This window comes from Bacillus sp. FSL K6-1012, from assembly GCF_037964915.1.
Lineage (GTDB): Bacteria > Bacillota > Bacilli > Bacillales > Bacillaceae > Bacillus > Bacillus halotolerans.
Genome location: NZ_CP150175.1, coordinates 782,852 through 809,210 on the forward strand (window position 1 = coordinate 782,852; position 26,359 = coordinate 809,210).

Genomic DNA, 26,359 nt, shown 5'->3' on the forward strand with positions numbered 1-26,359 from the left:
GGATGGAGCCGGTCAACCAGCCTGTCAGGCAAGCCCCGGTGTTTGAAGGGAAAAAAGCCGGGCGCATCAGGCCAAAACGCATTCTGTTCCATGTTTTTACGGCGTCACTGGCGGTGTTATTGCTGTATCCCGTCATTTGGCTGTTTGTCAGTTCTTTTAAAGAAAGCTCCAGTATTTTCACAACCTCTCATTCTCTCATTCCGGATCCTTTTATTCTCAGCAACTATGCTGAAGGGTGGAAGGGCATTGCGGGTCAGCCGTTTTTGACCTTTATTAAAAACTCGGCGATCATTGTCGGGCTGTCTACAATCGGAGCCGTCCTGTCATCGGCTGTCATTGCCTACGGCTTCGCGCGCATCCCGTTTAAAGGAAAAGCATTTTGGTTCGCCTGTATGATGGGGACGTTAATGCTGCCGCATGAAGTGCTGATGATTCCGCAGTACATTATGTTTGCGAAATTAGACTGGCTGAATTCATTTAAACCGATTGTTGTTCCGCAATTTTTCGGGCATGCGTTTTTTATCTTTCTGATGATCCAGTTTATCCGGACGATCCCTGAGGAGCTGGATGAAGCAGCGAGAATCGACGGGTGCGGACGCTTTGCCTGTTTTTGGCGGATCATTCTGCCGCTCATTGCACCGGCGCTTGCGACGTCTGCGATTTTTTCTTTCTATTGGAAGTGGGAGGAGCTGATTCAGCCGCTCTTATATTTGAATAAGCCGGAGCTTTATCCTGTTTCACTTGCGCTGAAGCTTTTCCTCGATACGGAATCCGCTTCGAACTGGGGCGCGATGTTTGCCATGTCGGCCGTCTCTTTGCTGCCTGTGATTCTCGTATTCTTTCTGTTTCAAAAATATATCGTTCAGGGCATCAGTACGACCGGATTAAAATAAAAAGGAGTGTTGCAGATGGCACAGCTTATCTTTGATGAAGAAAAGGTCACATCCGTGATTGACCGAATCGTGAAACGGACATTTCAAATGGATTTTTCGTGGGATTGGCCAGGCGGCGTCGCATTTTACGGCGTGGCGGAGGCGTATGAAGCGACGGAAAACGAGGAGTATATCAAACTGTTAAAAACGTGGGTGGATGAACAGCTTGAGGATGGGCTGCCGCCGCTGTCGATCAACGGTGTATCAATCGGCCATACGCTTTTGTTTCTGCATCAGGTGACGGGAGATCACGTCTATTTGGAAACGGCTGGCGAGATGGCGGAATATGTGCTTCATCATGCGCCGCGCTTTGGAGAAGGTATTCTTCAGCATACGGTGAACTCGGCGGATTATGTGTTTCCTGAGCAGGCGTGGGCGGACACGCTGATGATGGCGGGGCTGTTTATGCTGAGAATCGGCCGTGTGATGGAGCGTGAGGATTACTTCGAGGACGGCCTGCGCCAGTTTCATGGACATGAGGACGTGCTGCAGGACCCCGTAACCAATCTGTATTACCATGCCTGGGACAACAAAGCGCAAAACCACCTGTCGGGGATTTATTGGGGGCGGGCGAATGGCTGGGCTGCGCTCACGATGGCAAAAGCGCTCCCGCTCATTGAGGTGACGCATCCTTCTTTTATGATCATTGACGGATCGCTCAGAGACCAGCTGAGCGCGCTTGTCCGGCTGCAGGACGATTCAGGGCTGTGGCATACCATTTTGGATGATCCGGATTCGTATTTGGAGGTTTCCGCATCGGCGGGCATTGCCTCTGCTTTGCTGTCGAGCGGGAAGCTCTATACAAAATACGCGCAGAAATCACTTGCCGCCATTTTGGATGCGGTGGAAGAGGACGGACGTGTCAGCAAAGTATCCGCGGGCACAGCCGTCATGAAAAATGCGGAAGGATACAAACAAGTGCCTTACAAACGAATACAAGGCTGGGGTCAGGGACTTGCACTCACATTTCTCGCTGATGTGCTGAGAACGAAAAAACGCGTATATCAGTAAAGACGGAGGCGGGGGGAAAGGGATGAAAAAACAGCCTCAACAGAAAGAACGGGTTTCACACTGGAAGGGAACGTATTTCAAAAGAAACTTTGTTTTCATTTTGCTGATTGCCTGTATTCCCGGACTGCTGACAGGCGGGGCCATCTACTTTTTGTCTATCGATAAGGTGGAGAAAGAGCTGCAAAAGTCGCATGAAACACAAGTGGCGCGTGAAGTCAGCCGGATGGATGAGAAGCTGGAAGACCTTGAGCTGACGCTTGCCCAAATGGCATACGATTCCTCGCTGATGAACGGGTTGGCCGAGAAGGATTTGGAGAAAGACTTTACATTCTCCTATCAATTAACGAAAAAGCTGTTTCTATTGCGGGACCAGCAGCCGCTGATTCAGCAGGCTTCTATCTTCCTGAACAGCCCCCGGCCTCTTGTGCTGAGCCCCGAATACAGCGCACTGACAGAACAGGATATGCTTCGCAAATACCGCTCGCTTCTCGACTCCGATCGGAGTATTTATTGGAGCCGATCGGGAAAAGACGCCGCGCTGATTCAGCTCATTCCGGGTGCGGCTGAGAAACCGTTTGGCGCGATCATGCTGACGGTAGATCCGAAAGAAATGGAGGCGCTCCTGCAAAGTTTGTCTCCTTACCCTGAAGGCAGCGCGCTTCTTCTGGATCAAAAGCGAGAGGTGCTTTTCCATAGAGGAGAAAAGGATTTTGAAAATGCTTTAATGAATGAGGTGAAAAAACAGCCTCACAAGAAAGGCCATTTTCAGATGGATTGGGACGGCACGGTGTATTCCGTCTCCTATGGAGAAATGAAGCGAATGCATCAGAAGTGGACCTTTGTTTCTGCAGCGCCTCTTTCAGCCATTACAGCGCCGATGGTGTTTTTATCAAAGGTGATTATTGTGATGCTTGTCATTTGTATCGGCTTGGCTGTGTGCATGACGTGGTACGCTTCAAAGAAAATCTATCGCCCGATTCAGCATCTGCTCGGACTGTTTACGGGAGGAGAGAGGAAAACATGGCAGGCGTCAGGCCAGGACGAATTTAAGTGGATAGAAAAGAGATGGCATGATCTTTCCCTAGAGAGCCGAAAGCTTCAAGAGCAGCTGCTCCGGCAGACGCCGCATATGAAAAAGAGTTTTTTGCAGCACCTTCTCCAAGGTGATTTTTACTATGACACAGAGGACAGTCTCAGATCGCGGATGGAGGATGCGGGCTGGGACATCGGGGAACACGTATTTCACGTGCTTGATCTTCAGGTGACAGGGCTTCGTGGTGATAAGAGCATGTTCTATGCCGATGATGAACAGCTTGCTGTGTTTACACTGACCAATTTACATGAGGAACTTGCGGCAAACCGCCGTTTTCAACCTTCAATTCTTGATATTGGCCGCCTTTCCGTCACCGTGCTTGTGATGAAAACGAGCGGCTCGGATCTGAGGGGATATGTTTCAGAGCTGGCCCGCATATTTGGTGCTGTCACGGGACTAAACCTGACCGGAACAATGAGCAGGCAATCGGCCCGTATTATGGATATCCCATCTCTGTTTAAGGATGTGAAAAGCGGCAAGTCCCGCAGGTGTTTTGCCAATTGCCAACAGATCATAGATTTGCAGGATGATGTTTTTCAGGCTGAGCCATCCGCACCCTGCTATCCTTTTGAACTTGAAAAGCAAATCGTTCAGGCCATTCGGCTGGAAAGAAAAGAGGAAGCAGAAGAGCTGATTCGCTTATGTATGGATGAACTGGCCGAAAAGGCGGTCAGCGACAGACAAGTGCATTCTGCGCTGATTCAGCTGTTCTCCCGCATCCAGGAGGATATTCTGCATTCCGGCCTTCATCCGAGCGAGCTGTTTGGCAACAGGGATATGCTTCGGGAAATATCCGAGCTGCATGAGCCTGTCCAGGCGGCTGCCTGGCTGATGGATGCGGTTGTCACCCCGTACCTCGCCAAGCTTGAAGGCAGGAAAAACAGACAGCAAAAACAGGTGGCAGAACGTGTGATTGCGATGATTCATGAGCAGTATATGGCGGATCTTTCTCTTGAAAGCTGTGCGGATGCGCTGGGCATGAATTCTTACACCTTGAGCAAGGCCTTTAAACAAGTGACGGGCGTTAATTTTATTGATTATGTGACCCGTATCAGAATTGAAAAAGCAAAAGAACTGCTGGTAAATACGAATAAAAAAATTCATGATGTGTCAGAAGAAGTCGGCTATCGCCACAATTATTTCAACCGGATTTTTAAAAAGCAGGTCGGCATGCCGCCGGGAGTTTTCAGGCAAATGTATCAGGAAACGCCGTGAAAGGAGAGGACATGTGATGGAAAAACCGATTCAGGTGTTTTTAGCAGGGGATTCCACCGTAAGCGACTGCCCGCCGCATGAAGCGCCGATGGCAGGCTGGGGGCAGGTTTTCGGTCAATTGTTCACTGAACAGGTGAAAGTGCGCAATCACGCCAAAGGGGGAGCGAGCACCAACTCTTTTGTGGAGGAAGGAAGGCTTCAGGCGATTGCTGAGTGCATAGCACAAGGCGATTATTTGTTTATCCAATTCGGCCACAATGACCAGAAACCGCGGGGGACGAAGCCGTACTCGACGTATCAGCAATTTCTCACTTTGTTTGCGGAAACAGCACGAGAAAAAGGAGCACAGCCTGTGTTCGTTACATCGGTGCAGCGCCGCCGCTTTGATGAAAACGGAAGGATTGAGCACACGCTCGGTGAGTATCCGGATGCGATGAAAGCGTTAGCGAAGGAGCTTGATGTGCCGGTCATTGATTTGTTAACGAAAACGAAGGCGCTTTATGAAGCATACGGACCGGAGGAGTCAAAGCGTTTGTTCGTATGGCTTCAGCCGAATGAACATCCTAATTATCCAGATGGCATTGAGGATAATACGCATTTTTCAGAAGAAGGGGCCATGGAGGTTGCGAAGCTCGTTGCTGAAGGCATCGAAGAAATCGGCTTTCCGCTGAAGGACCATCTCGTGAGCCGGGAGGGGAAAGAACATGTATAAAGAAGGCGCATGCCTGTACCGCAATCCGCTCCGTTCAGCAAGCGATGTGAAGGACTGGCGGATGGAGGGAGGCGGGCAGGTTTCATTCGAAGATCACCGTATGCACCTGTCACATGTACAGGACGAAGCGCACTTTGTTTATTGGTGCCCGGAAACATTTCCCGACGGCCTCATTGTGAAGTGGGATTTTTACCCGATTGAACAGCCGGGGCTGTGTATGCTGTTTTTCGCGGCTGCCGGCATCGGAGGCGAGGACTTATTTGACCCGCGACTCAAGAAAAGAACAGGAAAGTACCCCGAATACCATTCCGGAGACATCAATGCGCTCCATCTGTCGTATTTCCGCAGAAAATACCCGGAGGAAAGAGCGTTCCGCACCTGCAATATAAGAAAAAGCCGCGGTTTCCACCTCGCTGCAATGGGAGCTGATCCGCTGCCTTCTCCGGACGACGCTGATTCCCCGTATCATATGAAGCTTATTAAGGATAAAGGGTATGTGCATTTTTCGATCAATGATCTGCCCATTCTGGAGTGGCAGGATGACGGAAGCACATTCGGACCTGTGTTAACAAAAGGAAAAATCGGGCTGAGGCAAATGGCGCCGATGAAAGCCGCTTATCGTGATTTGTCTGTGCACCAAGCGGTGAGAAGATGAAGACGACTGTGACGGATGCGCTTTATGCAGGCTGTGAAGCGGTTGTGAAAATCGCGTGGCTGAACGGGCTGTGGCTGTTGTTTACACTTTTGGGCGGCGTTCTTTTCGGGTGGGCGCCGAGCACAGCCGCGATGTGTGCCGTCATACGGAAATGGCTGATGGGACAAAAAGATGTCCCGGTATTTGCGTTATTTCTGGATACCTACAAAAAAGAGTTTCTGAAGGTCAATGCGATTGGACTTGCGTTTTTTGCCCTTTTGCTTATTTTGTCGGCTAATTATTATTATTTTTCGGCAAGTGCGGATTGGCTGTCCTTTACCGTGACGAGCTGCACCCTCTTGGCGGGGCTTTTGTACACCGTCGCGCTCATGTATGTGTTTCCTCTTTATGTGCATTACGAGCTTCCGCTTCGCCAATATATTCCGCAAGCGCTGCTGTTTGGCGCCATGCGGCCGCTGACCACCGGCTGCATGCTGATCGGCTGCGGATTTGTGCTTTATTTGCTGTATACGCTTCCAGGCCTGATCCCATTTTACGGCCCAAGTTTATTTGGGCTCGTGTCGATGTTTTTTGCTTTCAGAGGGTTTCAAAAAACAGAGGCGCAGCACCGCCATCAGGCCGGATAAACAAAAAAATGACAAACGGGCAAAAAAGTGCAGCCAATCAAAAACGTTTATGCAAAAAAGTGACATTGAAGACAGCTCCTCAAGCGCATAAAATCCAATTTAAGTAAGCGCTTACAGACAAATGATAAGGAGCTGTCTGATGATTAGACGAAGAAAAAGCATGTTTACCACACTCACATTGTTGGTGTTGTTGATGCTGGGGGCTTCTGTGTTTCCTGTCAAAGCAGAAGGAGCGGCGCGGCAGATGGAAGCGCTGAACCGGGGCCTTGTGGCAGTCAAAACGGATGGCGGCATTTTTGTCAGCTGGCGGTTTCTTGGGACAGAAAACGCATCTGTGACGTTTAATGTGTACAGAGACGGACAAAAGCTGAATGCTTCGCCTGTCAAATCCACGAATTATATCGATAAAAACGGAACAGCGGGCTCAACGTATTTCATTCGGGCTGTTGTAAACGGAACCGAGCAGGCCGCTTCTGAAAAAGCCTCTGTATGGGCACAGCCGTATCATTCCGTTCCGCTTGATAAACCGGCTGGCGGCACGACACCAAAGGGCGAAGCCTATACCTACAGTGCCAATGATGCCAGTACGGGCGATGTGGATGGCGATGGGCAGTATGAGCTGATCCTCAAATGGGATCCGTCCAATTCAAAGGACAATTCACAGGACGGCTATACGGGTGAAGTGTTTATTGATGCGTATAAGCTGGACGGAACAAGATTATGGCGAATTGGTCTCGGCAAAAACATCAGAGCGGGCGCACACTACACTCAGTTTATGGTGTATGACCTGGATGGTGACGGAAAAGCGGAAGTGGCGATGAAGACCGCTGACGGAACAAAAGACGGCAAGGGAAAAGTGATCGGAAATGCGAATGCCGATTACAGAAATGAGCAGGGGCGTGTGCTTTCTGGTCCTGAGTACCTGACTGTCTTTCAAGGTGAAACGGGAAAAGAGCTTGTCACTTCAAACTTTGAACCGGCACGGGGCAATGTATCAGATTGGGGTGACAGCTACGGCAACCGGGTCGATCGTTTTCTTGCGGGCATTGCGTATCTCGACGGACAGCGTCCGAGCCTGATTATGACTAGAGGCTATTACGCCAAAACCATGCTTGTTGCGTATAACTTCAGAGACGGAAAACTGTCAAAGCTCTGGACGCTGGATTCCTCTAAGTCGGGTAATCAAGCTTTCGCCGGACAAGGCAATCACAACTTAAGCATTGCAGATGTGGACGGAGACGGTAAGGATGAAATCATCTTCGGCTCAATAGCTGTTGACCATGACGGCAAAGGCATGTACTCGACAGGCTTAGGCCACGGAGACGCGCTGCATGCCGGAGATCTTGATCCGAGCCGTCCGGGGCTTGAAGTATTTCAGGTTCATGAGGACAAAAACGCGCAATACGGCTTATCTTTCCGGGATGCCGCAACAGGAAAAATCATTTGGGGTGTTCACGCCGGCAAGGATGTAGGCCGGGGCATGGCCGCTGATATTGATCCGCGCTATCCGGGACAGGAGGTTTGGGCGAACGGTTCCCTTTACACATCGAAAGGCGCCAAAATCGGCAGCAGTGTGCCATCGTCAACCAATTTCGGCATCTGGTGGGACGGTGACCTGCTGCGGGAACAGCTGGACAGCAACAGGATCGATAAATGGGATTATCAAAACGGCGTTTCTAAAAACCTGCTGACTGCATCAGGTGCTGCCTCCAATAACTCTACAAAAGCAACACCGGCTCTTCAGGCTGATCTGCTCGGTGACTGGCGGGAGGAAGCTGTGTGGAGAACCGAGGACAGCAGTGCGCTCCGCATCTACACCACCACAATTCCGACCGAGCACAGGCTGTATACGCTGATGCATGATCCTGTGTACCGGCTCGGCATTGCCTGGCAAAATGTCGCGTATAACCAGCCGCCGCATACAAGCTTCTTTTTAGGAGACGGCATGGCGGCACAGTCTAAACCGAATATGTATACGCCTTAACAGAAGGGGGGAAGGAACGGGCCGCACGCTTGGCCCGTTCCCATTTAAAATGAAACCGAAAAAGAGGCAAATGGAATACCTGACCAGAGGCCTAATCGCGGTCAAAACGGAGCAAGGCGTATTTGTGAGCTGGCGTTTTCTCGGAACCGATCATGAGACTGTTACTTTTCACATTTATCGGAACGGAGATCGGATCACTGGCAAACCGATTTCGGATAGCACCAATTTTCTGGATGAAAAGGGAACGGAGGACTCTCTCTATCAAGTGGCGGCTGTCTATAAAGGCCGGGAAGAAAGGCTTTCGAAAGAAGCTCCCGTTTGGCGGGAAAACGTTCTCGAGCTCCCGCTTAACAAACCCGAAGGCGGCGTGACGCCGGACGGAAAACCGTATACCTACAGCGCCAATGATGCGAGCGTCGGAGATGTGGATGGGGACGGAGAATATGAAATCATCCTGAAATGGGACCCGTCCAACTCAAAAGATAACGCCCACGACGGATATACCGGAGACGTCCTCATTGACGCCTATAAACTGAATGGCACTTTTCTGTGGCGGATCAACCTCGGCAGAAATATCAGAGCAGGCGCCCATTACACGCAGTTTATGGTCTATGACTTAGACGGTGACGGAAAAGCAGAAATCGCTATGAAAACAGCCGACGGCACAATAGACGGCAAAGGAAACATCATCGGTGAAGCGCATGCCGATTTCAGGAATGAGCAGGGCCGTATTCTGTCAGGTCCGGAATATTTGACAGTGTTTAAAGGGGAAACCGGTGAAGCGCTCACGACTGTCGATTATGAACCGCCTCGGGGAAAACTGGAGGATTGGGGAGATGGCTACGGAAACCGCATGGACCGTTTTCTCGCCGGAATCGCTTATTTGGATGGAGAGCGGCCGAGCCTGGTGATGGCACGGGGCTATTATACGAGAACAGTACTCGTCGCTTATGATTTCCGGAATGGCAGGCTGAAGAAACGCTGGACGTTTGATTCCAATCAGCCGGGGCATGAAGCATACGCGGGACAGGGCAACCACAGCTTGAGCGTTGCCGATGTTGATGGAGATGGAAAGGATGAAATTATTTACGGCGCCATGGCGGTTGATCATGACGGAACCGGTCTGTACACGACGGAACTCGGACACGGAGACGCCATGCACGTCGGCGATCTAGATCCGTCACGCAAAGGGCTTGAAGTGTTTCAGGTTCATGAGGACGCAAGCAAGCCGTATGGGTTGTCGCTGCGTGATGCCGGAACGGGCGAGGTGTTATGGGGCGTCCATGCCGGAACAGATGTCGGCAGAGGAATGGCGGCTCACATTGACCCTCGGTACAAGGGATCGCTCGTCTGGGGAATCGATCCGCCGGGCAATGAAGGAATGTCATATGGGCTCTATACGAGCAAAGGAGAAAAAATCAGCGACAAAGCGCCTGCTTCCGCCAATTTCTCCATTTGGTGGGACGGGGACTTGGTCAGGGAGCTGTTGGATCATGAATGGAATGGAACGATCGGCAAACCAAAGATTGAAAAGTGGGATGCTGAAAACCGCTGTTTAAATACGATTTTTCAGCCGGAAGGTGTGCTGTCCAACAACGGGACAAAAGGAAACCCGGTTCTTCAGGCCAACCTGTTCGGAGACTGGCGGGAAGAGGTCATTTGGAGAACCGAAGACAGCAGTGCGCTCCGTATCTATACAACGACACACCTTACCCGCCATCGTTTTTACACACTGATGCACGATCCGGTTTACAGGCTTGGAATCGCTTGGCAGAACACCGCGTACAACCAGCCGCCGCACACAAGCTTTTATCTCGGAACAGGAATGAAAAAACCGCCGAAGCCCGCTCTGTACATAGCGGGAAACAAAGCGGAGACGCCGCTTTAGGAGGAATGTATGGGATACGAAGCAAAGACTGAACGCTATGACAAAATGACCTATCACAAAGCCGGGCGAACCGGATTAAGGCTTCCCGCTATTTCTCTCGGCCTCTGGCATCAGTTCGGCGCTGCCTATTCTCCGGAGAACGCGCGGTCCATGCTGAGAGCCGCATTTGATGCAGGCATCGTCCATTTTGATCTGGCCAACAATTACGGCCCGCCGCCCGGCTCCGCTGAGGAGATGTTCGGGCGCATGCTGAAAACGGATTTTGCGCCTTACCGTGATGAACTCGTCATCAGCACTAAAGCCGGCTATGACATGTGGAAGGGGCCGTATGGCAATGGCGGCTCGAAAAAACATTTGACTGCCAGCTTGAATCAAAGTTTAAAGCGGCTGGGGCTTGATTATGTGGATCTCTTCTATTCGCACCGTCCTGATCCTGAAACGCCGCTTGAGGAAACGATGGAGACGCTGGCGGGCTTTGTGCGTCAAGGAAAAGCTTTGTATGTCGGACTGTCAAACTACAGCCCTGAAGAGACAGAGCGCGCCGCCGATCTTTTACAACAGCTCGGAGTCCGGCTCGCCATCCATCAGACGCGATATTCGATGTTTCACCGAGATCCGGAAAAAGGGCTGCTTGATGTGCTGGACAAAAAGGGAGCCGGCTGCATCGCGTTTGCGCCGCTCGCTCAAGGGCTTCTCACGACAAAGTACGTTTCAGGCATCCCGGAAACCTCAAGAGCAAAGGATGCGAACAGTCCATTCCTGCAGACGGAGCACATAACCGAAAGGGCGGTCAGTAAGGCGCAAAGGCTGAATAATATTGCGAAAGAACGGGGACAATCGCTCCCGCAAATGGCGCTCTCATGGCTTTTGAAGGATGCCCGGATGACCTCCGTTTTAATTGGAGCAAGCCGGGCGCAACAAATAGAGGAAAACGTTCAAGCCTTGCAATCAGCGGACTTTTCAAACGAGGAGCTTTTTGCCATTGAGTTTATATTAAGTGAAAAAAACGAGGGGGAATGAGACATGGCACATCATATTTATCTTGCTGGTGATTCGACTGTCCAAACGTATGGAGAAAGTACAAATCAAGGGGGCTGGGGGCAGTTTCTCGGTTCGCATCTGCCGGAGCATATTCAGGTGATCAATAAAGCGATCGGCGGCAGAAGCTCAAAAACCTTTGTGGAGGAAGGCAGGCTTCAGGCGATCCTTGATGTGATTGAGCCGGATGATTGGCTGTTTGTGCAGATGGGCCATAATGACGCGTCGAAAAATAAGCCGGAGCGCTACACCGAGCCCTATACCACCTATAAACAATATTTAAAGCAGTATATCGCAGGCGCTAGAGAAAAAGGCGCGCATCCGCTTCTCATTACCCCAGTAGCCCGCTTTCATTATGAAAACGGCGTGTTTTTGAACGACTTTCCTGATTATTGCATTGCCATGAAGCAGACAGCCGCTGAGGAGAATGTCCAGCTCATTGATCTAATGGAAAAAAGTCTCGCTTTCTTTACTGAGAAGGGCGAAGAAAAAGTATACACCTATTTTATGGTTTCAGAAGGGATTGACGATTACACGCACTTTACAAAAAAAGGCGCAAATGAAATGGCAAAACTCGTAGCGAAAGGCATGAAAGAGCTGGGCCTGCCACTAACAGAATCTATCGTCAAAGAAGGGTGAAGGACTTGGGGAGAAAATTATATCACGGCGCTTGCTATTATCCGGAACTATGGGATGAAAAGACGATTCAGCAGGACATTGACAGGATGCGGGAGGTCGGCATCAATGTCGTGCGAATTGGTGAGTTCGCCTGGTCTGTGATCGAGCCGGAAGAAGGAAAAATTGACGTGAGCTTTTTTAAGGAAATGATCAGCCGGATGTATGAAAACGGCATCGAAACAATCATGTGCACACCGACACCGACACCGCCTATTTGGCTGTCGCACGGCCGGCCTGAGCGAATGCACACCAACGAAAAAAGAGAGGTGATGGGACACGGCTCCCGTCAGCATGCTTGTACAAATAACCCGTATTTCCGAAAAAGAGCCGCCATCATCACCACAAGCATCGCCAAAGAGCTGGGACACTTGCCGGGGCTGATCGGCTGGCAGCTCGATAATGAATTTAAATGCCATGTGGCTGAATGCATGTGTGAGACGTGCTTAAGCTTATGGCATGACTGGCTTAGAAACCGTTACGGTGTGATTGAACGGTTAAATGAAGCGTGGGGAACCGATGTGTGGAGTGAAACCTATCAAACCTTTGAGCAGGTGCCGCAGCCGGGTCCGGCCCCGTTTTTGCATCACGCTTCATTGCGCACGATGTATCAGCTGTTTTCGATGGAGATGATCGCTCAATTTGCGGATGAACAAGCGAAAATCATCCGCTGTTATTCAGATGCGCCAATCACTCATAACGGCTCGGTCATGTTCAGCACAGACAATGAACGGATGTTTCAGAATCTCGATTTTGCTTCCTATGATACGTACGCTTCCCAAGAAAATGCATCTGCATTTTTATTAAATTGTGATATTTGGAGGCATTTCAAAAAAGACCGCCCGTTCTGGATTCTGGAAACAAGCCCGTCATATGCAGCCTCGCTCGAAAGCTGTGCCATGCCGCACGCCGATGGATATTTACAAGCTGAAGCCGTGTCTTCTTACGCCTTGGGGAGCGAGGGATTTTGCTACTGGCTGTGGCGCCAGCAGCGTTCAGGCAGCGAGATTTCACACGGTTCCGTCCTTAGTGCCTGGGGAGAGCCGGCGATTGGTTATCAAAACGTTTTGGCGGTTGAGCGGGCAAGAAAGGAAATCGAACCGATCATTCTTTCTACTGTGCCCGTTCAGGCTGAGGTTGCAATGACCTATTCCGACAGGGCGAAAGCGTTTCTGAAAACAGAACCTCACCGGGGGCTCCAACATCGAACGCTTATCACACACTTTTACGAGCGCATCCTCAACACGGGTATTCATCGTGATCTCGTTCCGGAAGGCTTTCCGCTGGAGGGCTATCGTGTGCTGTTTACGCCTTTTGTGCCTTATCTGTCTTCTGCTTTTATCAAAAAAGCTTCCGCATTTGCTGAAGCGGGCGGCATATGGATTGCCGGGCCGCTGACGGGAGGGCGTACGGGCGAGCATACGGTTCATACCGATTATGGCCTTGGAGAACTGGAGAAAACAGCCGGAATCAAAACACTGTTCACGTTCCCGATGAACGAGGATGCCAATACAGGAAAAGCGTTTGGCATGACGGCGCCGCTCGGGCTGTGGAGCGCGGTGTTTGATATAGAGAGCGGAAACACTCTCGGCACAGTTGAATCCGGGCCAGGTGCCGGCCATGCATTTCTGTCAGAACGAGAGCACGGCGAAGGGAAAATGGTCATGCTCGGCTCGCTTCCATCAGGCGAAAAAGGGAATGCAATGCTGGAAGCACTCGTCAGGCACTATGCGGGGGAAGCAGCCGTTTCTGTCAGGTCCGATGTCACCCCCGGTACGATTGTTGCCCCGAGAAAAGGAGAAAACGGCCTTGTATGGGTTATCGTTAATATGAATGGAAAAGGCGGGAGTGTGACGCTTCCGGAAGAGGGGACCGACCTTTTGGCAAACCGTTCAGTCGGAGCGGGGAGACTGTCAGTCGGCCAACACGAATACCGTGTGATTCAGTTTGATAATCGCAGCTGATTCTTTGCATTGAATCAGCTTTTTTATATGGAAGGAGAGAACCGATGAAAAAGATCAAATGGCTATCAGAACAGCCTAAGCTGACAAGCGGCGTAACGTGGGGTGTGCCTTGGAAAAGAGGAGAATTGAAAAAGGGAGACTGTCTGGCGCTTGTAAATGCAAAGGGTGAAAGCCGCTATGTGCAAAGCGATCCGTCGGCCTATTGGCCGGACGGGAGCATCAAATGGACGAAGCATGCGGCTGTGTTCAGTCAACAAACCGATACAGGCTTTACCCTGCAAAAAGAAGAGACCCAGCCGCCAGCGAAAAAGCTCATGATCCACGAGTCAAAGGATGCAATCCAAGTGGATACCGGGGCGCTTGTCTGCACTGTGAATAAAACGGGCTCCGACATCATTCAATCTCTGGTGATCAACGGAAAGCCGATCGCCGCAGGCGGGCGGCTGACCGCAATAAAGGAAACGAGAAAGGAGATGGCGGCAGAAAAGGTTTTTTTTCATGAAACATCGGTCAGTCTTATCAAACGTGCGGTCATTGAACAGAGAGGTCCTGTAAAAGCTGTCATCAAGATTGAGGGGGTTCATGTACTCCAAAAGACAAATGAAGAATGGCTGCCCTTCATTATCAGATTGACGTTTTATGCCGGGCTTTCAGAGATGAATATCATGCACACTCAGCTGATCGACAGGAATTTCAAACGAGAGTTCATCAAAGGGCTTGGCATGCAGTTTGACCTCTTTTTACAGGGAGAGCCGTACAACCGCCATTTCCGTTTTGCGGGGGACAAAGGCGTTTATAAAGAACCCGCCCAGCTGTTTGGCACCCGCAAATGGAATGAACGGCATCCTCTTTATCAGCGGCACATCAACGGGGAACCGATTTCTCCAAGTGAAGAGCACAAGGATTGGTTCGCACACGGCGTACAGAACGCAGTTTGGAATGATATGAAACTCGTTCAGGACTCCAGCGATCATTACCGACTGGCAAAACGGACCGGCAAGGAATATTCGTGGGTTGACATGCTGCATGGTACGCGGGCGAAAGGGCTTTGCTATGCGGGCGGCGAAAATGGAGGCTTAGCGCTCGGTCTGCGGTATTTTTTTGAAAAATATCCGTCGTCACTTGAGATAACAGGTCTTGCCGGTGATCAACCGAACTTGACCGTCTGGCTCTGGCCGCCAGACGCGGAAGCAATGGATTTCAGGCATTATACAGGGAACACCCATGTCGTCAGCGCGTACGAAGGGTTTGATGAGATGCGCTCTGATCCGACAGGCATTGCCAACACAAACGACATCAGCCTGTCATGCTTTTCTCAGATGCCGTCTGATGACGTGCTGAATGCGTTAGCGGACAAATGGCAGGCACCGCCATTGCTTATTTGTGAGCCGGACGTTTATTACGAGTCAAAAGCGCTTGGCGTTTGGAGTGTAATTGATACGGCCGATCCGGTCAAAAAAGAGCTGGAAGAACAGCTGGACGCCGCCTTCTTGTTTTATCAAAAAGAAGTGGAGCAGCGCAGATGGTACGGGTTCTGGAACTATGGGGACGTCATGCATACGTATGACCCGGTCCGGCATATGTGGCGGTATGATCTCGGCGGATACGCGTGGCAAAATAATGAGCTCGTTCCGACCTTGTGGCTGTGGCAGGCGTTTTTCCGCTCCGGCAGAGAAGATCTGTTCCGAATGGCAGAAGCAATGACCCGCCATACAAGTGAAACCGACTGTTTTCATCTCGGAGAATATGCGGGGCTTGGCTCCCGGCATAACGTGGTGCACTGGGGATGCGGCTGCAAGGAAGCGAGAATCAGCATGGCCGGCCTTTATAAATTCTACTATTATCTGACGGGGGATGAGCGCACGGGAGATCTTTTGACAGAAGTGAAGGACGCCGATGCCGCCCTAGTGAACACCGATCCGATGCGTGCCTTCTACGAGAAAGGAGAACACCCGACTCACGTCAGAACGGGGCCGGACTGGGCGGCGTTTTGCTCGAACTGGATAGCGGAATGGGAGCGGACTGAGAATCCTGAATATCTCAGGAAAATCCAAACTGGCATCAGCTGCCTGAAACGCCTGCCACTTCGCTTATTATCAGGTCCGACGTTTGAATATAATCCGGCGACATCTATGCTTCATCACATGGGAGACGGCATCGCGGGCGGCTATCATATGATCATTGCGTTTGGCGCGCCGCAAGTGTGGATGGAGCTGGCTGAGCTTCTCGATGACCGTGAATGGGAGGAAATGCTGAGTGAATTCGGCGAGTTTTACACATTCAGTGATGAAGAAAAACGCAAAAAAAGCGGAGGGGCGCTCCATGACGGGCATTTTCACTGGCCGATGTTTGCGGCTGGTATGACAGCCTATGCTGCGAGAAAAAAACAAGACCATAACCTCGCCGAAAAAGCGTGGAATCTTTTGCTCGACCATAAACTGAGCCATACGCCGCTTCCGATCAACCCCGCGCAAATCGAGACGTGGACTCAGCTTGAAGAGCTTCCGTGGGTAACGACAAACACTGTCTCCCAATGGTGTTTAAATGTCATTGCGGCACTTGAATTAATTGGTGAATACCTCCCCGCAAAAAAAGATACATCCGGCAAAAAAGGATAACAGCCGTCAATTCATAGGAGAAATGATGCAAAAAATGAAGATTGCAAGAATTTATGTAAGCGCTTTATATTAGGGGTGGCAAAGGAGAAATGAAAAAGGAGAAAAAGGGGGACTTACGCATCATGAAAAAAAGAATACGAAAAAAATGGCTCGCTTTACCGCTCGCTGCCATGATGATAGCCGGGTGCAGCAATTCAGAAACATCCAATTCAGCGAGCGATTCAAAAAACACGATCAACATCATGGCGCCGCTGCTGTCACCGGAAAGCCCGAGTGATAAAAGCCCGTCATTAAAAGCGTTAGAGAAATACACAGGCAAAGATATTAAGGTCACATGGGTGCCTGATTCTTCCTACAACGATAAATTTAACATCGTCATGGCCTCTGGAGAGATGCCGCATGCGATTGTGATTAAAGATAAGTCAGCCGGCTTTATTAAGTCTGTCAAAGCGGGTGCTTTTTGGGAGCTGTCTCCTTATTTAAAAGACTACAAGAATGTAAGCCAGGCTGATGAAAAGATACTCAAGAACAGCTCGGTAAATGGCGAGGTGTATGGGGTCTACAGATCGAGAGACTTGATCAGAGCCTGTATGATCATCAGAACCGACTGGCTCAAAAACGTCGGGCTCGATATGCCGGAAACGCTTGATGATTTTTATGAAGTGCTGAAGGCCTTTAAGGAAAAAGATCCTGACGGAAACGGCAAGGACGATACGTACGGCATGGTCGTGCCGAAATGGATGGGGCTTGGCAACGGAAGCCCGTGGGATGTTCTGCAAATCTGGTTCGGCGCCCCGAATCGCTACGGCGTTGAAAACGGGAAGCTGGTGCCTGATTTTACAACGAAGGAATATATGGAGGCGCTCACCTTCTTTAAGAAGCTGTATGATGAAGGCTTGATCAACAAGGATTTCGCTGTTATGGATTCGGCGAAGTGGAATGACCCGGTTGTAAAAGGAAAAGCGGGTGTCATCGTTGATACAGGCTCCAGAGCGTCGCAAATTCAAAGCGCCATGGAAGAAGCGGATGAGTCGAACAAGGATATCATTGATATCGTCGGCACAGTAGAAGGACCAAAAGGCAAGCGCACTTTCCCGACATCAGGATATTCAGGCATGATCGCGATACCAAAATCAAGTGTGAAAACGGAAAAAGAGCTGAAAGAGGTGCTGTCCTTCCTTGATAAGCTGAACGATAAGGAAGCACAGATTCTGACCAACAACGGAGTCGAGGGCCGTAATTATGAGCTGAAGGACGGCGTATTCACTTCTCTTGAAAAAAACAACAAATCCCTTCTGTATGAGCATGAAGGCTTAGCTCAGTTCAGCATGTCCATCCCGAAAAGCGAGTACTACATCGAAGATCAGAAAACAAAGCTCTTCCAGCATCGCAAGGACATCATCACTGAAGGAGAAAAAATAGCCGTCTTTAACCCGGCTGAGTCGCTTGTATCCGATGTATATACCCAAAAAGGAGCCCAGCTTGACAACATCATTCTTGATGCGAGAACGCAATTTATTATTGGAGAAATCGATGAAAAAGGCTTCAAGGATGCGGTGAAGCTTTGGGAAAACAGCGGCGGCAATGAACTGATGAAGGACTTAAACAAATTGTATCAATCGTCAAAATAAACCGATGCGCCTGCCGTTCAGGGCGCACCGGTATCACGAAAGGAGAACAGATATGGAAACGGTGCCGAAGAAGGGAAACGCACCAGTTCTCACTGCTGGAAAAGGCATCAGCTGGATGGCTGCGCTCAAAAGAGACAAATGGCTTTATCTTCTTCTTATTCCCGGTCTGCTTTATTTTCTGATTTTCAAATACCTGCCGATGTGGGGCGTGCTTATCGCGTTTAAGGATTATTCGCCATATCTCGGCTTCTGGAAAAGCGAATGGGTCGGTCTTGATTATTTTAAAGATTTTTTTATGAATCCGGATTTTTTCCGGTTGCTGCGCAACACGCTCATGCTGGCAAGCCTTGATCTGCTGTTTGCCTTTCCCGCGCCGCTCATTTTGGCTTTGCTGTTGAATGAGCTGAGGAAGGCTGTGTATAAAAGGTGCATTCAGACCCTTATTTACGTGCCCCATTTTGTCTCATGGACAATCGTGGTCAGCATCACCTTTGTTTTCTTTACAGTCGATACAGGGGTCATCAACAAAATGGTCATGAGCCTGACAGGGAATCAGATTTCTTTCTTATCAGACGCTGACTGGTTCCGGCCGATGATTGTCATGCAAAGCATCTGGAAGGAGACAGGCTGGGGAACGATTTTATTTCTCGCCGCTTTGGCAACGGTGGATCAGGAGCAATATGAGGCGGCGATTATGGATGGGGCCGGCCGGTTTAGGCGGATGTGGCATATTACGCTTCCGGCAATCAGAAGCACCATCATTGTTCTTTTGATTTTAAGGATCGGAAGCTTTTTGAATATCGGTTTTGAACAGGTGTATTTGATGACAAACTCGCTTAACCGCAGCGTGGCTGACATCTTCGACACGTACGTTTACATGATGGGGATTACCCAAGGCGCGTACAGCTACAGCACAGCTGTCGGTTTGTTTAAATCGGTTGTCGGGATTATCTTAATTTTCGGTGCCAATTACATCGCGAAAAAGTTCGATCAGGAAGGATTGTTTTAGAGGAGGGAGAGGTATGGCTGACATTCACACGATGCACAACACAAAAGCCGGACGGGTATTTGACGTCTGCAACATTTTGTTTCTTGGCGGCGTCGGCGCGATTACCATTTTGCCGTTTTTGTATATTATCGCCGGTTCCTTTGCGACAGAAGCTGAGCTTGCTCAGCGCAGCTTCTTTATTTTCCCGAAAACCTTTACCCTTGACGCTTATCGGTATGTGTTTTCGACACCGACGTTTATCAGAAGTATGGGCGTATCCATCTTCATCACTGTAGTCGGGACAGCCGTGCAATTGTTTTTCACCTTTACGATGGCGTATCCGCTGGCGAAGCGGCATGTGAAGGGACGGAATCTGCTTTTAAACCTGGTGATTTTCTCGATGCTGTTTTCCGGGGGGATGATTCCGACGTATCTTGTTGTCAAATCACTTGGATTGCTGGATTCCTATTGGGCGTTGATCCTGCCAATGGCGATCAATCCGTTTAACCTCATTATTATCAAAAACTTCTTTCAGCAGCTGCCGCAGGAGCTTGAGGAATCAGCAAAAATTGACGGCTGTTCAGAAATCGGCGTTTTTTGGCGGATCGCTTTGCCGCTGTCGAAGCCGGTCATTGCCACCTTTGCGCTGTTTTATGCGGTCGGAATTTGGAATGATTTCTTCCATGCTCTCTTATATATCAATGACAGTGCAAAATGGCCGCTGCAAATGGTGCTCCGCCAGGTCACGATTTTATCGGACTTAACGGCGACCAATGGCGATACGATGCAAAATACCATTCCGCCGGAGCAGGGGATTAAGCTTGCTGTCATCGTCATCGCGACCATACCGATTTTGGCGTTTTATCCATTTTTACAAAAACATTTTGCCAAAGGAATGCTGATCGGTTCTGTGAAAGGCTGAGAAAGGGAGTGTTTCATATCAGTACGTTAGATCAGATCAAAATCGCCTATATCGGCGGGGGTTCCCAAGGCTGGGCCCGAAGCTTGATGAGCGATTTGTCCCTTGATGACCGAATGTCAGGCACGGTGGCGCTCTATGATCTGAATTTTGAAGCGGCGCAGAAAAATGAAATCATCGGCAATAACAACGGAGACGGCAGATGGCGGTACGAGGCGGTTTCTACTTTGAAAAAGGTATTATCCGGTGCGGATATCGTGATTATTTCGATTTTGCCGGGCACTCTGGATGACATGGAAACGGACGTTCATCTGCCTGAGCGATACGGCATCTATCAATCAGTTGGTGATACTGTCGGACCGGGGGGAATTATGAGAGGTTTGCGGGCCGTTCCGATGTTTGCAGAAATTGCCCGGGCAATAAGAGACTACGCCCCCGAATCATGGGTCATCAATTATACAAACCCAATGTCTATTTGCACGAGAACGCTGTATAAAGTGTTTCCGGGCATAAAAGCGTTCGGCTGCTGCCACGAAGTATTCGGCACGCAAAAACTGCTGGCGGAGATGGTTACAGATAGGCTTGGACTAGAGGTAAAGCGGCGTGAAGACGTCCATGTTCATGTGCTGGGCATTAACCATTTTACATGGGTCACAGCAGCTTCTTACCGGCATATTGATCTGCTGCCAGTTTTCCATGATTTCTGTGCGCATTATGCCGAATCCGGCTATGAGCTGGAGGGGGAAAGCTGGAAGGACAGTGTATTTCGCTCTGCTCACCGTATTGCATTCGATTTATTTGAAACGTACGGTGCCATCCCCGCTGCCGGTGACAGGCATCTGGCTGAGTTTTTCCCCGGTTGTTATCTCAAACAGCCTGAGACATGGAAGTTTCACCTGACACCCATATCCTTCAGAAAACAGGACAGAGACCGGAAACAAAAAGAAACGGACCACATGGCACAGCAAAAACAGGGTGTTGAGAGGAAAGCATCAGGAGAAGAGGGCGTGAATATCATTGCGGCGCTCCTCGGACTGGGCGAACTTGTAACAAATGTGAATCTGCCGAATCAAGGCCAGGTCGCTCATCTCCCATTAGATGCGATCGTGGAAACAAACGCATTCATTACCCGCAACCGTGTCCAGCCGATTGTTTCCGGAGCGCTGCCGAAGGGTGTGGAAATGCTGGCGGCACGACACGTATCCAATCAGGAGGCAGTGGCGGAAGCGGGGCTAACAAAGGACCGCGGCCTCGCTTTTCAAGCGTTTCTCAATGACCCGCTTGTCACGCTCGACCGCCGTGATGCGGAGCAGCTTTTTGACGACATGCTTTCAAAGCACCAGCCGATATTATAATAGGAGCAGTGACCGTTTAGAAAACGTGCAGTTGACCATAATGATAGTAGCTCTTAAGAAGTAGGTGCTATCAACATGGGAGATTATCTCAATGTAGCGGTAGAATTAGTTTGCGGTTTGGGCATTTTATTTGTCATTTTGAAGTTTCTCGGAAAAACCCAATTCTCTCAAATCACTCCGTTTGACTTTATTTCTGCATTGATTTTAGGGGAACTGGTCGGAAATGCAGTGTACGATCATGAAATTAAGATCAAAGAGATTATTTTCGCTTCGCTGCTGTGGGGGCTGCTGATTTATATGATTGAATTCATTACCCAAAAAGTAAAAGGGTCCAGAAAATTCCTGGAAGGTGAACCGAATATCGTCATCCATAATGGAAAGCTCAAATATGAAATGCTGAAGAAAAACAAGCTCGACATTAATCAGCTGCAGAGCCTTTTAAGGCAGGCCGGCTGCTTTTCCATACAGGAAGTGGAATATGCCATATTAGAAACAAACGGGATGGTCAGCGTTCTTCAGAAATCCGATTTTGGCAATCCGACGAGAAAAGATATGAATCTTCCGCAGCAAAATGTGTCTTTGCCCACCACGTTAATTCTTGATGGGGAGATTGTGTATGACAACCTGCGAGAAGCAGGGGTAGACGAACAGTGGCTGAAGCAAACGCTAAAAAAGCAGGGGATTGAAAAGATTGAGGATGTATTATTTGCTGAATGGCATCCTAATAAACCGCTGTACGCTATCACATTTGAAGAAAGCAGATCCTCATGAAAAAAGAGCTTGCGGCATAGCCCAAGCTCTATTTCGTTATTGATGAGTCCCTTGTTTAACAGCTCTCACGTGATACATGCTCACTTCAGTGCTGATCATATAGTCAGGCTTTGGCTTGCCTTTGTTCGCTTTATGACCGGCGATATGCGCATCGCTTTTTTCCCACTGTTTCCAGTGATCTTCGGATTGCCAGCGGATCATGACAACGACTTCCTCATCGCCGCGGCGGACGTTTTTCTCAAGCACGGTCACATCTATTAAGCCTTCCTGTTTTTCAATGATTCCTTCAGCGCTGAAACGTTCGATCACTTTATCAGCATGGCCTTCTTTTACCGTCATTTTTCTTAACTGAACAAACATTTATCTCTCTCCAATCACGCTCATATATCCGTTATTGTAAATGAAATTCATTCTCAATGTCAAAAAAAGAGCACGGCGGAGCATTTTCTCCGCCGTCACACTTATGCTTTCAATAAAAACTCATTGCCGTCCTCGTCCTGAAATTGAACAAAGGTGCCCCACTCCATCTGGTTCGGCTCACTGAGAAATTCTACGCCGTTTGCCTTCATTCTTTCATATGTACCAAAGATGTCTTCACACTCAAAGACAATAGAAGCCTTCATGTGTTCGGCGCCTTTCATCATCGCTTTCGGATAAATGACTAAACGAGTCTGTGCCCCCGTGGGCGCGACCTCCAGCCAGCTTGCGTTTGGCCCCATCGGATGGTCCGCCACAATGTCAAAACCCACCTTCTCCGACCAAAATTGCTTCGCTTTCTGCTGATCCTCAACATATACAGCCACAGTGCCGATTTGTTTGATCATAGGGAAACCTCCAATTCAATAGATATGTATATCATAACCTTTATAAAGCTGAAGTAACACAGAAAAATCAGCCGGGAGAACCGGCTGATTTACCATTAAAATGAGCAGCTTACGACATCTATATGTTTTGTGTCCAATGCGTAATAAAACCAGCGGTGGTGTGAGGCATCCCAATAAAAGCCGCCGACGGATTCTCTTCCAAGAATGACTGGATAGAACCAAAATGAGCTGCCGTTGGTTAACCAAACATAGGTAAAACGGAAGAGACAAGGCTGAATGAGAACGGGTTCAACTAAATAAGCTGCCCCATGCAAGCCCTGAGGCTTTGTCGGTTTTGCCGGCTTTTTATGCGGGGGAGGACCTTGCGGCGCCCCGCCTCCAACACCTGGCCCAGCGCCTCCGCCGAAACCAGGCACGGCACCCCCGCCAATACCAGGCCCAGCGCCTCCGCCAAAACCAGGCACGGCACCCCCGCCAATACCAGGCCCAGCACCCCCGCCAATACCGGGTACGGCGCCTCCGCCGATACCAGGCCCTGGATATCCAACTGGGTAGCGGTAATCATATTCTACTGGAGACCATGGATCATAGATCGGCCCATCATACATATATGGATCATAATACATATCATAACGTCCTTTCTCATAGTAAACTGTACATTTGACAGGATATGAGAGTGGGCTTATATTGGTGAATCTGCCTATGGATGAAATTGGCATGCGCTCATTGTGCAGAATCAATCCATTTTTCCCTAGTCCCATTCACAATTCCGATTTATAATTTTATAATATAAGAGCTTCTATTATGAAAAAGGAGACAGACCGTGAATATCGATCAAAAACTATATCAATATATCATAGACCATACGGCTGACATTACTGAGAAATGGTTCAGTTTACGAAGTCAGCTGCAAGGCGAATTATATTCCGCCGAGCATTTAAGTGAAGAAACCAAAAAGCTTTTGACAGAGCAGCATACGTTTACGAATATAACAATCGCAAGTGCATTCCTGGAGGAACAAACCGAATTTCAAGACAATATGGCAAAATGGGCGCTGAATGTTGCGAAAAAAAGAGTAGAGCAAGATGTTCCGGTGCATGAGGTCGTCGAAGCCATATCAAATTCAAGAATCGCATTCTGGGATGCTGTCGTTACGTTTATAAAAGAGCATCGGGATATCGTCACAAATGAGGATGCTGACCGCTGGAACCGTATTGTGAATCAGTCTTTCGATAAGCTGATTATTGAGTTTTCCGAGCAGTATCAAAAATTTATGCTGATGAGGCTCACTTCTCAGCAGGAATTGATCAGTGAATTAGGCTGTCCGGTGATTTCCATTGCGGATGGAATCGGCATATTGCCGCTGATTGGCTCTGTAGACACAAAACGTGCGCAGGTGATTTTAGAGACAGTGCCGGTCCGATGCATTGAGAGAAAAATCACAAGTCTTGTTGTCGATCTTTCCGGCGTCCCGATTGTGGATACAATGGTTGCACAGCAATTGTACAACCTGTCAAAAACACTTTTCTTACTTGGCGTCAAAGCCGTATTTTCAGGCATTCGGCCGGATGTCGCCCAAACATCCATTCAATTAGGGCTTGATTTCAGTGAATATGAAACATACGGCACGCTGAAGCAGGCGCTTGAAAACATGGGCGTCCGCTGTATTGTTGAGGAATTGGAACAAAACTAAGATGAAATCTGATTAGGCATATGACCGCCCCTTGATGAGGTGATCATATGCCTTTTTGATGTGAATAGAAATCACCATTGATTTATTGGAAAAAACATAATATTATAATTCTTATAAGAATACTGTGAATTAAAACCGAACAGGGGGGAAGGTCATTGGTTTCAAAAACAACCGTTGATCCGAAAGTGATTGAAAAAATTATCAGCTCGTTGGAAACACTGGATTTCGGCACCGTTCAAATCACCGTACACGATTCCCAGGTCACACAGATTGAGAAGGTCGAAAAGCACCGTTTCTCACTGAAAAGCAAAGAATCGAAGTAACAGAGGTGTTTAAAAGGTTTTTGTTCGACATTAAATTCTCCTTAAAACATATACATATTTCATCCATTTTTTATATAATAGACCTTTAAGATCATTTCTTAGGAGGATTTTTGACATGCAAGCTACAGTTCATGAGAGTAAGCATTCGATCATGCAGCGCATTTTGACAGTGTTTATCTTTACACTGCTGATCGCAACCGTCGGGCTGTACATCGGCCAGTTTATTCCTGTCGCTTTGATGCTGCCGCTTTCGATCCTTGAAGTGGCGATGATTATTATCGCCTTCTGGATGCGCAGAAGAAAAGCGGTCGGGTATGCGTTTGTTTATACATTCGCCTTCGTTTCCGGCATTACCCTATTTCCGATTGTCAGCCACTACGCTTCAATAGCCGGCGCCTATGTGGTACTTGAAGCGTTCGGATCTACATTTTTAATTTTTGCTGTGCTCGGTACAATCGGCGCAAAAATGAAGAAGGATTTATCGTTCCTGTCGTCGTTTCTGCTCGTAGCGCTCATCGCACTAATTGCGGTTGGCATTTTCAGCATCTTCAGCCCGCTGAATTCCGCGGCGATGATGGCGTATTCCGTTATTGGAACCATCGTCTTTTCCCTTTACATCTTGTATGATTTGAACCAAATCAAACACCGCGATATTACGGAGGACTTAATTCCGGTTATGGCATTATCGCTGTACCTTGACTTTATCAACTTGTTCATCAACCTGCTTCGCTTCTTTGGCATTTTAAGCAGTGATGATTAATCAGAAAGCGCCTGTCATTGAGATAGGCGCTTTTTGTAATTTTTATTTATGTACAATAGCGTGACAATGGTGTCCGGCATTTTTACATCCGTTCTGATCGGCATTGTGTTTGTAATCAGCGATATTTGTCACCGTGTTTAAGGAAAAACGCTGTAGCCTGTCCAGACCAGACGGGTTTTTTAGTCTTTAAACACGCTCAGCTTTTCAAAAAGATCGCCCAGCATATTCACGAACATGTCTTTTTCCTCATCGCTGTAGTTTTCCATGACAGCGGAAATCTTGCTGAAATGGCCGGGCAGAAATTGCTCCAGCCGTTCTTTGCCTTCCTTTGTCAGCTCGATACTCATTTTTCGTTTATCCTCGGTGTGATGCCTGCGGCGGACAAATCCGTCCCTCGCCAGTCCGTCAAGCAGGCCGGTAATCGTAGCTTTCGTGACGTTCGATTGCTTGGCGAGCTCCGTCGGGCTTAACGTGTGGTCCTTTGCGTCGAACAAAAGCATCAGGATTTTAAATTTTCCTTCAGACAGTCCGCGTCTGGCGAAATAATGCTCCATCACATGATTCATTTTTTTCGAGATATCAAACAAAGATAAAAATAATTCAAGAGAACCGGCGTCCACATTGGAATATGTCTCGGCATGTTCTGTTATATGCTTGTATTTTGGTAAATGTTTTAATTCCATC

24 protein-coding genes are annotated in these 26,359 nt (G+C 48.8%); 20 read left to right on the forward strand and 4 right to left on the reverse strand.

Annotation, left to right across the window (positions count from 1 at the left end):
- The first annotated feature begins 2 nt into the window (after positions 1-2).
- The 17 genes from NSS75_RS04075 to NSS75_RS04155 all read left to right on the forward strand — a co-directional run bounded on the left by NSS75_RS04075 (position 3) and on the right by NSS75_RS04155 (position 22,075).
- Positions 3-893, forward strand: coding sequence for a carbohydrate ABC transporter permease (locus NSS75_RS04075; protein WP_103672150.1), 891 nt, complete (start codon positions 3-5; stop codon positions 891-893).
- 15 nt (positions 894-908) lie between these two features.
- A complete protein-coding gene (gene yesR / locus NSS75_RS04080) occupies positions 909-1,943 on the forward strand; it encodes a rhamnogalacturonyl hydrolase YesR (RefSeq protein ID WP_095714376.1) in 1,035 nt (344 codons plus the stop codon).
- Between the two features lie 22 nt (positions 1,944-1,965).
- A complete protein-coding gene (locus tag NSS75_RS04085; RefSeq protein ID WP_339236079.1) occupies positions 1,966-4,251 on the forward strand; it encodes an AraC family transcriptional regulator in 2,286 nt (761 codons plus the stop codon).
- Between the two features lie 13 nt (positions 4,252-4,264).
- On the forward strand, positions 4,265-4,963 hold the full coding sequence (locus tag NSS75_RS04090) for a rhamnogalacturonan acetylesterase (RefSeq protein WP_095714378.1): 699 nt from the start codon (positions 4,265-4,267) through the stop codon (positions 4,961-4,963).
- Positions 4,956-5,618 (forward strand): YesU family protein, encoded by a 663-nt coding sequence (locus NSS75_RS04095; protein WP_339236084.1) that lies wholly within the window; start codon positions 4,956-4,958, stop codon positions 5,616-5,618. The genes NSS75_RS04090 and NSS75_RS04095 overlap by 8 nt, the downstream gene beginning before the upstream one ends.
- Positions 5,615-6,244: a YesL family protein gene (locus NSS75_RS04100; protein WP_254518095.1), complete on the forward strand. Its 630-nt coding sequence runs from the start codon at positions 5,615-5,617 to the stop codon at positions 6,242-6,244. The genes NSS75_RS04095 and NSS75_RS04100 overlap by 4 nt, the downstream gene beginning before the upstream one ends.
- 121 nt (positions 6,245-6,365) lie before the next feature.
- On the forward strand, positions 6,366-8,228 hold the full coding sequence (locus NSS75_RS04105; RefSeq protein WP_339236088.1) for a rhamnogalacturonan lyase: 1,863 nt from the start codon (positions 6,366-6,368) through the stop codon (positions 8,226-8,228).
- Positions 8,229-8,277: 49 nt separating this feature from the next.
- Positions 8,278-10,116, forward strand: a complete 1,839-nt coding sequence (locus NSS75_RS04110) for a rhamnogalacturonan lyase (RefSeq protein ID WP_049809907.1) — start codon at positions 8,278-8,280, stop codon at positions 10,114-10,116.
- Between the two features lie 9 nt (positions 10,117-10,125).
- Positions 10,126-11,136: an L-glyceraldehyde 3-phosphate reductase gene (mgrA, locus tag NSS75_RS04115; RefSeq protein WP_216394802.1), complete on the forward strand. Its 1,011-nt coding sequence runs from the start codon at positions 10,126-10,128 to the stop codon at positions 11,134-11,136.
- 3 nt (positions 11,137-11,139) lie between these two features.
- Positions 11,140-11,793, forward strand: a complete 654-nt coding sequence (locus tag NSS75_RS04120; protein WP_024120506.1) for a rhamnogalacturonan acetylesterase — start codon at positions 11,140-11,142, stop codon at positions 11,791-11,793.
- A gap of 5 nt (positions 11,794-11,798) precedes the next feature.
- The gene (locus NSS75_RS04125; protein ID WP_101860607.1) at positions 11,799-13,793 is read left to right on the forward strand and encodes a beta-galactosidase; all 1,995 of its coding nucleotides are present in this window, start codon (positions 11,799-11,801) and stop codon (positions 13,791-13,793) included.
- A gap of 44 nt (positions 13,794-13,837) precedes the next feature.
- Positions 13,838-16,411: a hypothetical protein gene (locus NSS75_RS04130; RefSeq protein WP_339236094.1), complete on the forward strand. Its 2,574-nt coding sequence runs from the start codon at positions 13,838-13,840 to the stop codon at positions 16,409-16,411.
- A 122-nt stretch (positions 16,412-16,533) separates the two neighbouring features.
- Positions 16,534-18,042, forward strand: coding sequence for an extracellular solute-binding protein (locus NSS75_RS04135; RefSeq protein WP_101860624.1), 1,509 nt, complete (start codon positions 16,534-16,536; stop codon positions 18,040-18,042).
- A gap of 52 nt (positions 18,043-18,094) precedes the next feature.
- The gene (locus NSS75_RS04140) at positions 18,095-19,051 is read left to right on the forward strand and encodes a sugar ABC transporter permease (protein WP_095714387.1); all 957 of its coding nucleotides are present in this window, start codon (positions 18,095-18,097) and stop codon (positions 19,049-19,051) included.
- Between the two features lie 13 nt (positions 19,052-19,064).
- Positions 19,065-19,952, forward strand: a complete 888-nt coding sequence (locus tag NSS75_RS04145) for a carbohydrate ABC transporter permease (RefSeq protein WP_339236101.1) — start codon at positions 19,065-19,067, stop codon at positions 19,950-19,952.
- Positions 19,953-19,960: 8 nt separating this feature from the next.
- Positions 19,961-21,304 (forward strand): alpha-galacturonidase LplD, encoded by a 1,344-nt coding sequence (gene lplD / locus NSS75_RS04150; protein WP_101860604.1) that lies wholly within the window; start codon positions 19,961-19,963, stop codon positions 21,302-21,304.
- Positions 21,305-21,379: 75 nt separating this feature from the next.
- Complete coding sequence (locus NSS75_RS04155; RefSeq protein WP_024120513.1) at positions 21,380-22,075, forward strand: DUF421 domain-containing protein; 696 nt, start codon at positions 21,380-21,382, stop codon at positions 22,073-22,075.
- 36 nt (positions 22,076-22,111) lie between these two features.
- Here the strand turns inward: NSS75_RS04155 and hmoA are convergent, their stop codons facing one another.
- The 3 genes from hmoA to NSS75_RS04170 all read right to left on the reverse strand — a co-directional run bounded on the left by hmoA (position 22,112) and on the right by NSS75_RS04170 (position 23,525).
- Complete coding sequence (gene hmoA / locus NSS75_RS04160) at positions 22,112-22,435, reverse strand: heme-degrading oxygenase HmoA (protein ID WP_024120514.1); 324 nt, start codon at positions 22,433-22,435, stop codon at positions 22,112-22,114.
- 101 nt (positions 22,436-22,536) lie between these two features.
- The gene (locus NSS75_RS04165) at positions 22,537-22,899 is read right to left on the reverse strand and encodes a VOC family protein (RefSeq protein ID WP_024120515.1); all 363 of its coding nucleotides are present in this window, start codon (positions 22,897-22,899) and stop codon (positions 22,537-22,539) included.
- A 95-nt stretch (positions 22,900-22,994) separates the two neighbouring features.
- Positions 22,995-23,525, reverse strand: a complete 531-nt coding sequence (locus NSS75_RS04170) for a hypothetical protein (protein ID WP_198097559.1) — start codon at positions 23,523-23,525, stop codon at positions 22,995-22,997.
- Between the two features lie 197 nt (positions 23,526-23,722).
- Here NSS75_RS04170 and NSS75_RS04175 point away from each other — a divergent pair, with 197 nt between their 5' ends.
- From NSS75_RS04175 to NSS75_RS04185, 3 genes are all read left to right on the forward strand, one after another.
- Positions 23,723-24,592 carry an STAS domain-containing protein gene (locus tag NSS75_RS04175; RefSeq protein ID WP_024120517.1) on the forward strand — a complete coding sequence of 290 codons (870 nt, stop codon included), beginning with the start codon at positions 23,723-23,725 and terminating at the stop codon, positions 24,590-24,592.
- 155 nt (positions 24,593-24,747) lie between these two features.
- A complete protein-coding gene (locus NSS75_RS04180) occupies positions 24,748-24,915 on the forward strand; it encodes a YezD family protein (protein ID WP_024120518.1) in 168 nt (55 codons plus the stop codon).
- Positions 24,916-25,030: 115 nt separating this feature from the next.
- Positions 25,031-25,675, forward strand: coding sequence for a Bax inhibitor-1 family protein (locus tag NSS75_RS04185; protein ID WP_010333322.1), 645 nt, complete (start codon positions 25,031-25,033; stop codon positions 25,673-25,675).
- Between the two features lie 179 nt (positions 25,676-25,854).
- Here NSS75_RS04185 and NSS75_RS04190 read toward each other — a convergent pair whose 3' ends face one another.
- The gene (locus NSS75_RS04190) at positions 25,855-26,358 is read right to left on the reverse strand and encodes a MarR family transcriptional regulator (RefSeq protein WP_339236108.1); all 504 of its coding nucleotides are present in this window, start codon (positions 26,356-26,358) and stop codon (positions 25,855-25,857) included.
- Position 26,359: the final 1 nt, after the last annotated feature.

What these genes read in the sequence shown, in the direction of transcription:
- NSS75_RS04110 (WP_049809907.1), top strand. Translation starts at nt 8,278, where the DNA reads ATGAAACCGAAAAAGAGGCAAATGGAATACCTGACCAGAGGCCTAATC.
- NSS75_RS04100 (WP_254518095.1), top strand. Translation starts at nt 5,615, where the DNA reads ATGAAGACGACTGTGACGGATGCGCTTTATGCAGGCTGTGAAGCGGTT.
- NSS75_RS04120 (WP_024120506.1), top strand. Translation starts at nt 11,140, where the DNA reads ATGGCACATCATATTTATCTTGCTGGTGATTCGACTGTCCAAACGTAT.
- NSS75_RS04140 (WP_095714387.1), top strand. Translation starts at nt 18,095, where the DNA reads ATGGAAACGGTGCCGAAGAAGGGAAACGCACCAGTTCTCACTGCTGGA.
- NSS75_RS04165 (WP_024120515.1), bottom strand. Translation starts at nt 22,899, where the DNA reads ATGATCAAACAAATCGGCACTGTGGCTGTATATGTTGAGGATCAGCAG.
- NSS75_RS04075 (WP_103672150.1), top strand. Translation starts at nt 3, where the DNA reads ATGGAGCCGGTCAACCAGCCTGTCAGGCAAGCCCCGGTGTTTGAAGGG.
- hmoA (WP_024120514.1), bottom strand. Translation starts at nt 22,435, where the DNA reads ATGTTTGTTCAGTTAAGAAAAATGACGGTAAAAGAAGGCCATGCTGAT.
- NSS75_RS04185 (WP_010333322.1), top strand. Translation starts at nt 25,031, where the DNA reads ATGCAAGCTACAGTTCATGAGAGTAAGCATTCGATCATGCAGCGCATT.
- NSS75_RS04135 (WP_101860624.1), top strand. Translation starts at nt 16,534, where the DNA reads ATGAAAAAAAGAATACGAAAAAAATGGCTCGCTTTACCGCTCGCTGCC.
- NSS75_RS04190 (WP_339236108.1), bottom strand. Translation starts at nt 26,358, where the DNA reads ATGGAATTAAAACATTTACCAAAATACAAGCATATAACAGAACATGCC.
- NSS75_RS04095 (WP_339236084.1), top strand. Translation starts at nt 4,956, where the DNA reads ATGTATAAAGAAGGCGCATGCCTGTACCGCAATCCGCTCCGTTCAGCA.
- mgrA (WP_216394802.1), top strand. Translation starts at nt 10,126, where the DNA reads ATGGGATACGAAGCAAAGACTGAACGCTATGACAAAATGACCTATCAC.
- NSS75_RS04130 (WP_339236094.1), top strand. Translation starts at nt 13,838, where the DNA reads ATGAAAAAGATCAAATGGCTATCAGAACAGCCTAAGCTGACAAGCGGC.
- NSS75_RS04105 (WP_339236088.1), top strand. Translation starts at nt 6,366, where the DNA reads ATGATAAGGAGCTGTCTGATGATTAGACGAAGAAAAAGCATGTTTACC.
- yesR (WP_095714376.1), top strand. Translation starts at nt 909, where the DNA reads ATGGCACAGCTTATCTTTGATGAAGAAAAGGTCACATCCGTGATTGAC.
- NSS75_RS04155 (WP_024120513.1), top strand. Translation starts at nt 21,380, where the DNA reads ATGGGAGATTATCTCAATGTAGCGGTAGAATTAGTTTGCGGTTTGGGC.
- NSS75_RS04170 (WP_198097559.1), bottom strand. Translation starts at nt 23,525, where the DNA reads ATGTATTATGATCCATATATGTATGATGGGCCGATCTATGATCCATGG.
- NSS75_RS04085 (WP_339236079.1), top strand. Translation starts at nt 1,966, where the DNA reads ATGAAAAAACAGCCTCAACAGAAAGAACGGGTTTCACACTGGAAGGGA.
- NSS75_RS04145 (WP_339236101.1), top strand. Translation starts at nt 19,065, where the DNA reads ATGGCTGACATTCACACGATGCACAACACAAAAGCCGGACGGGTATTT.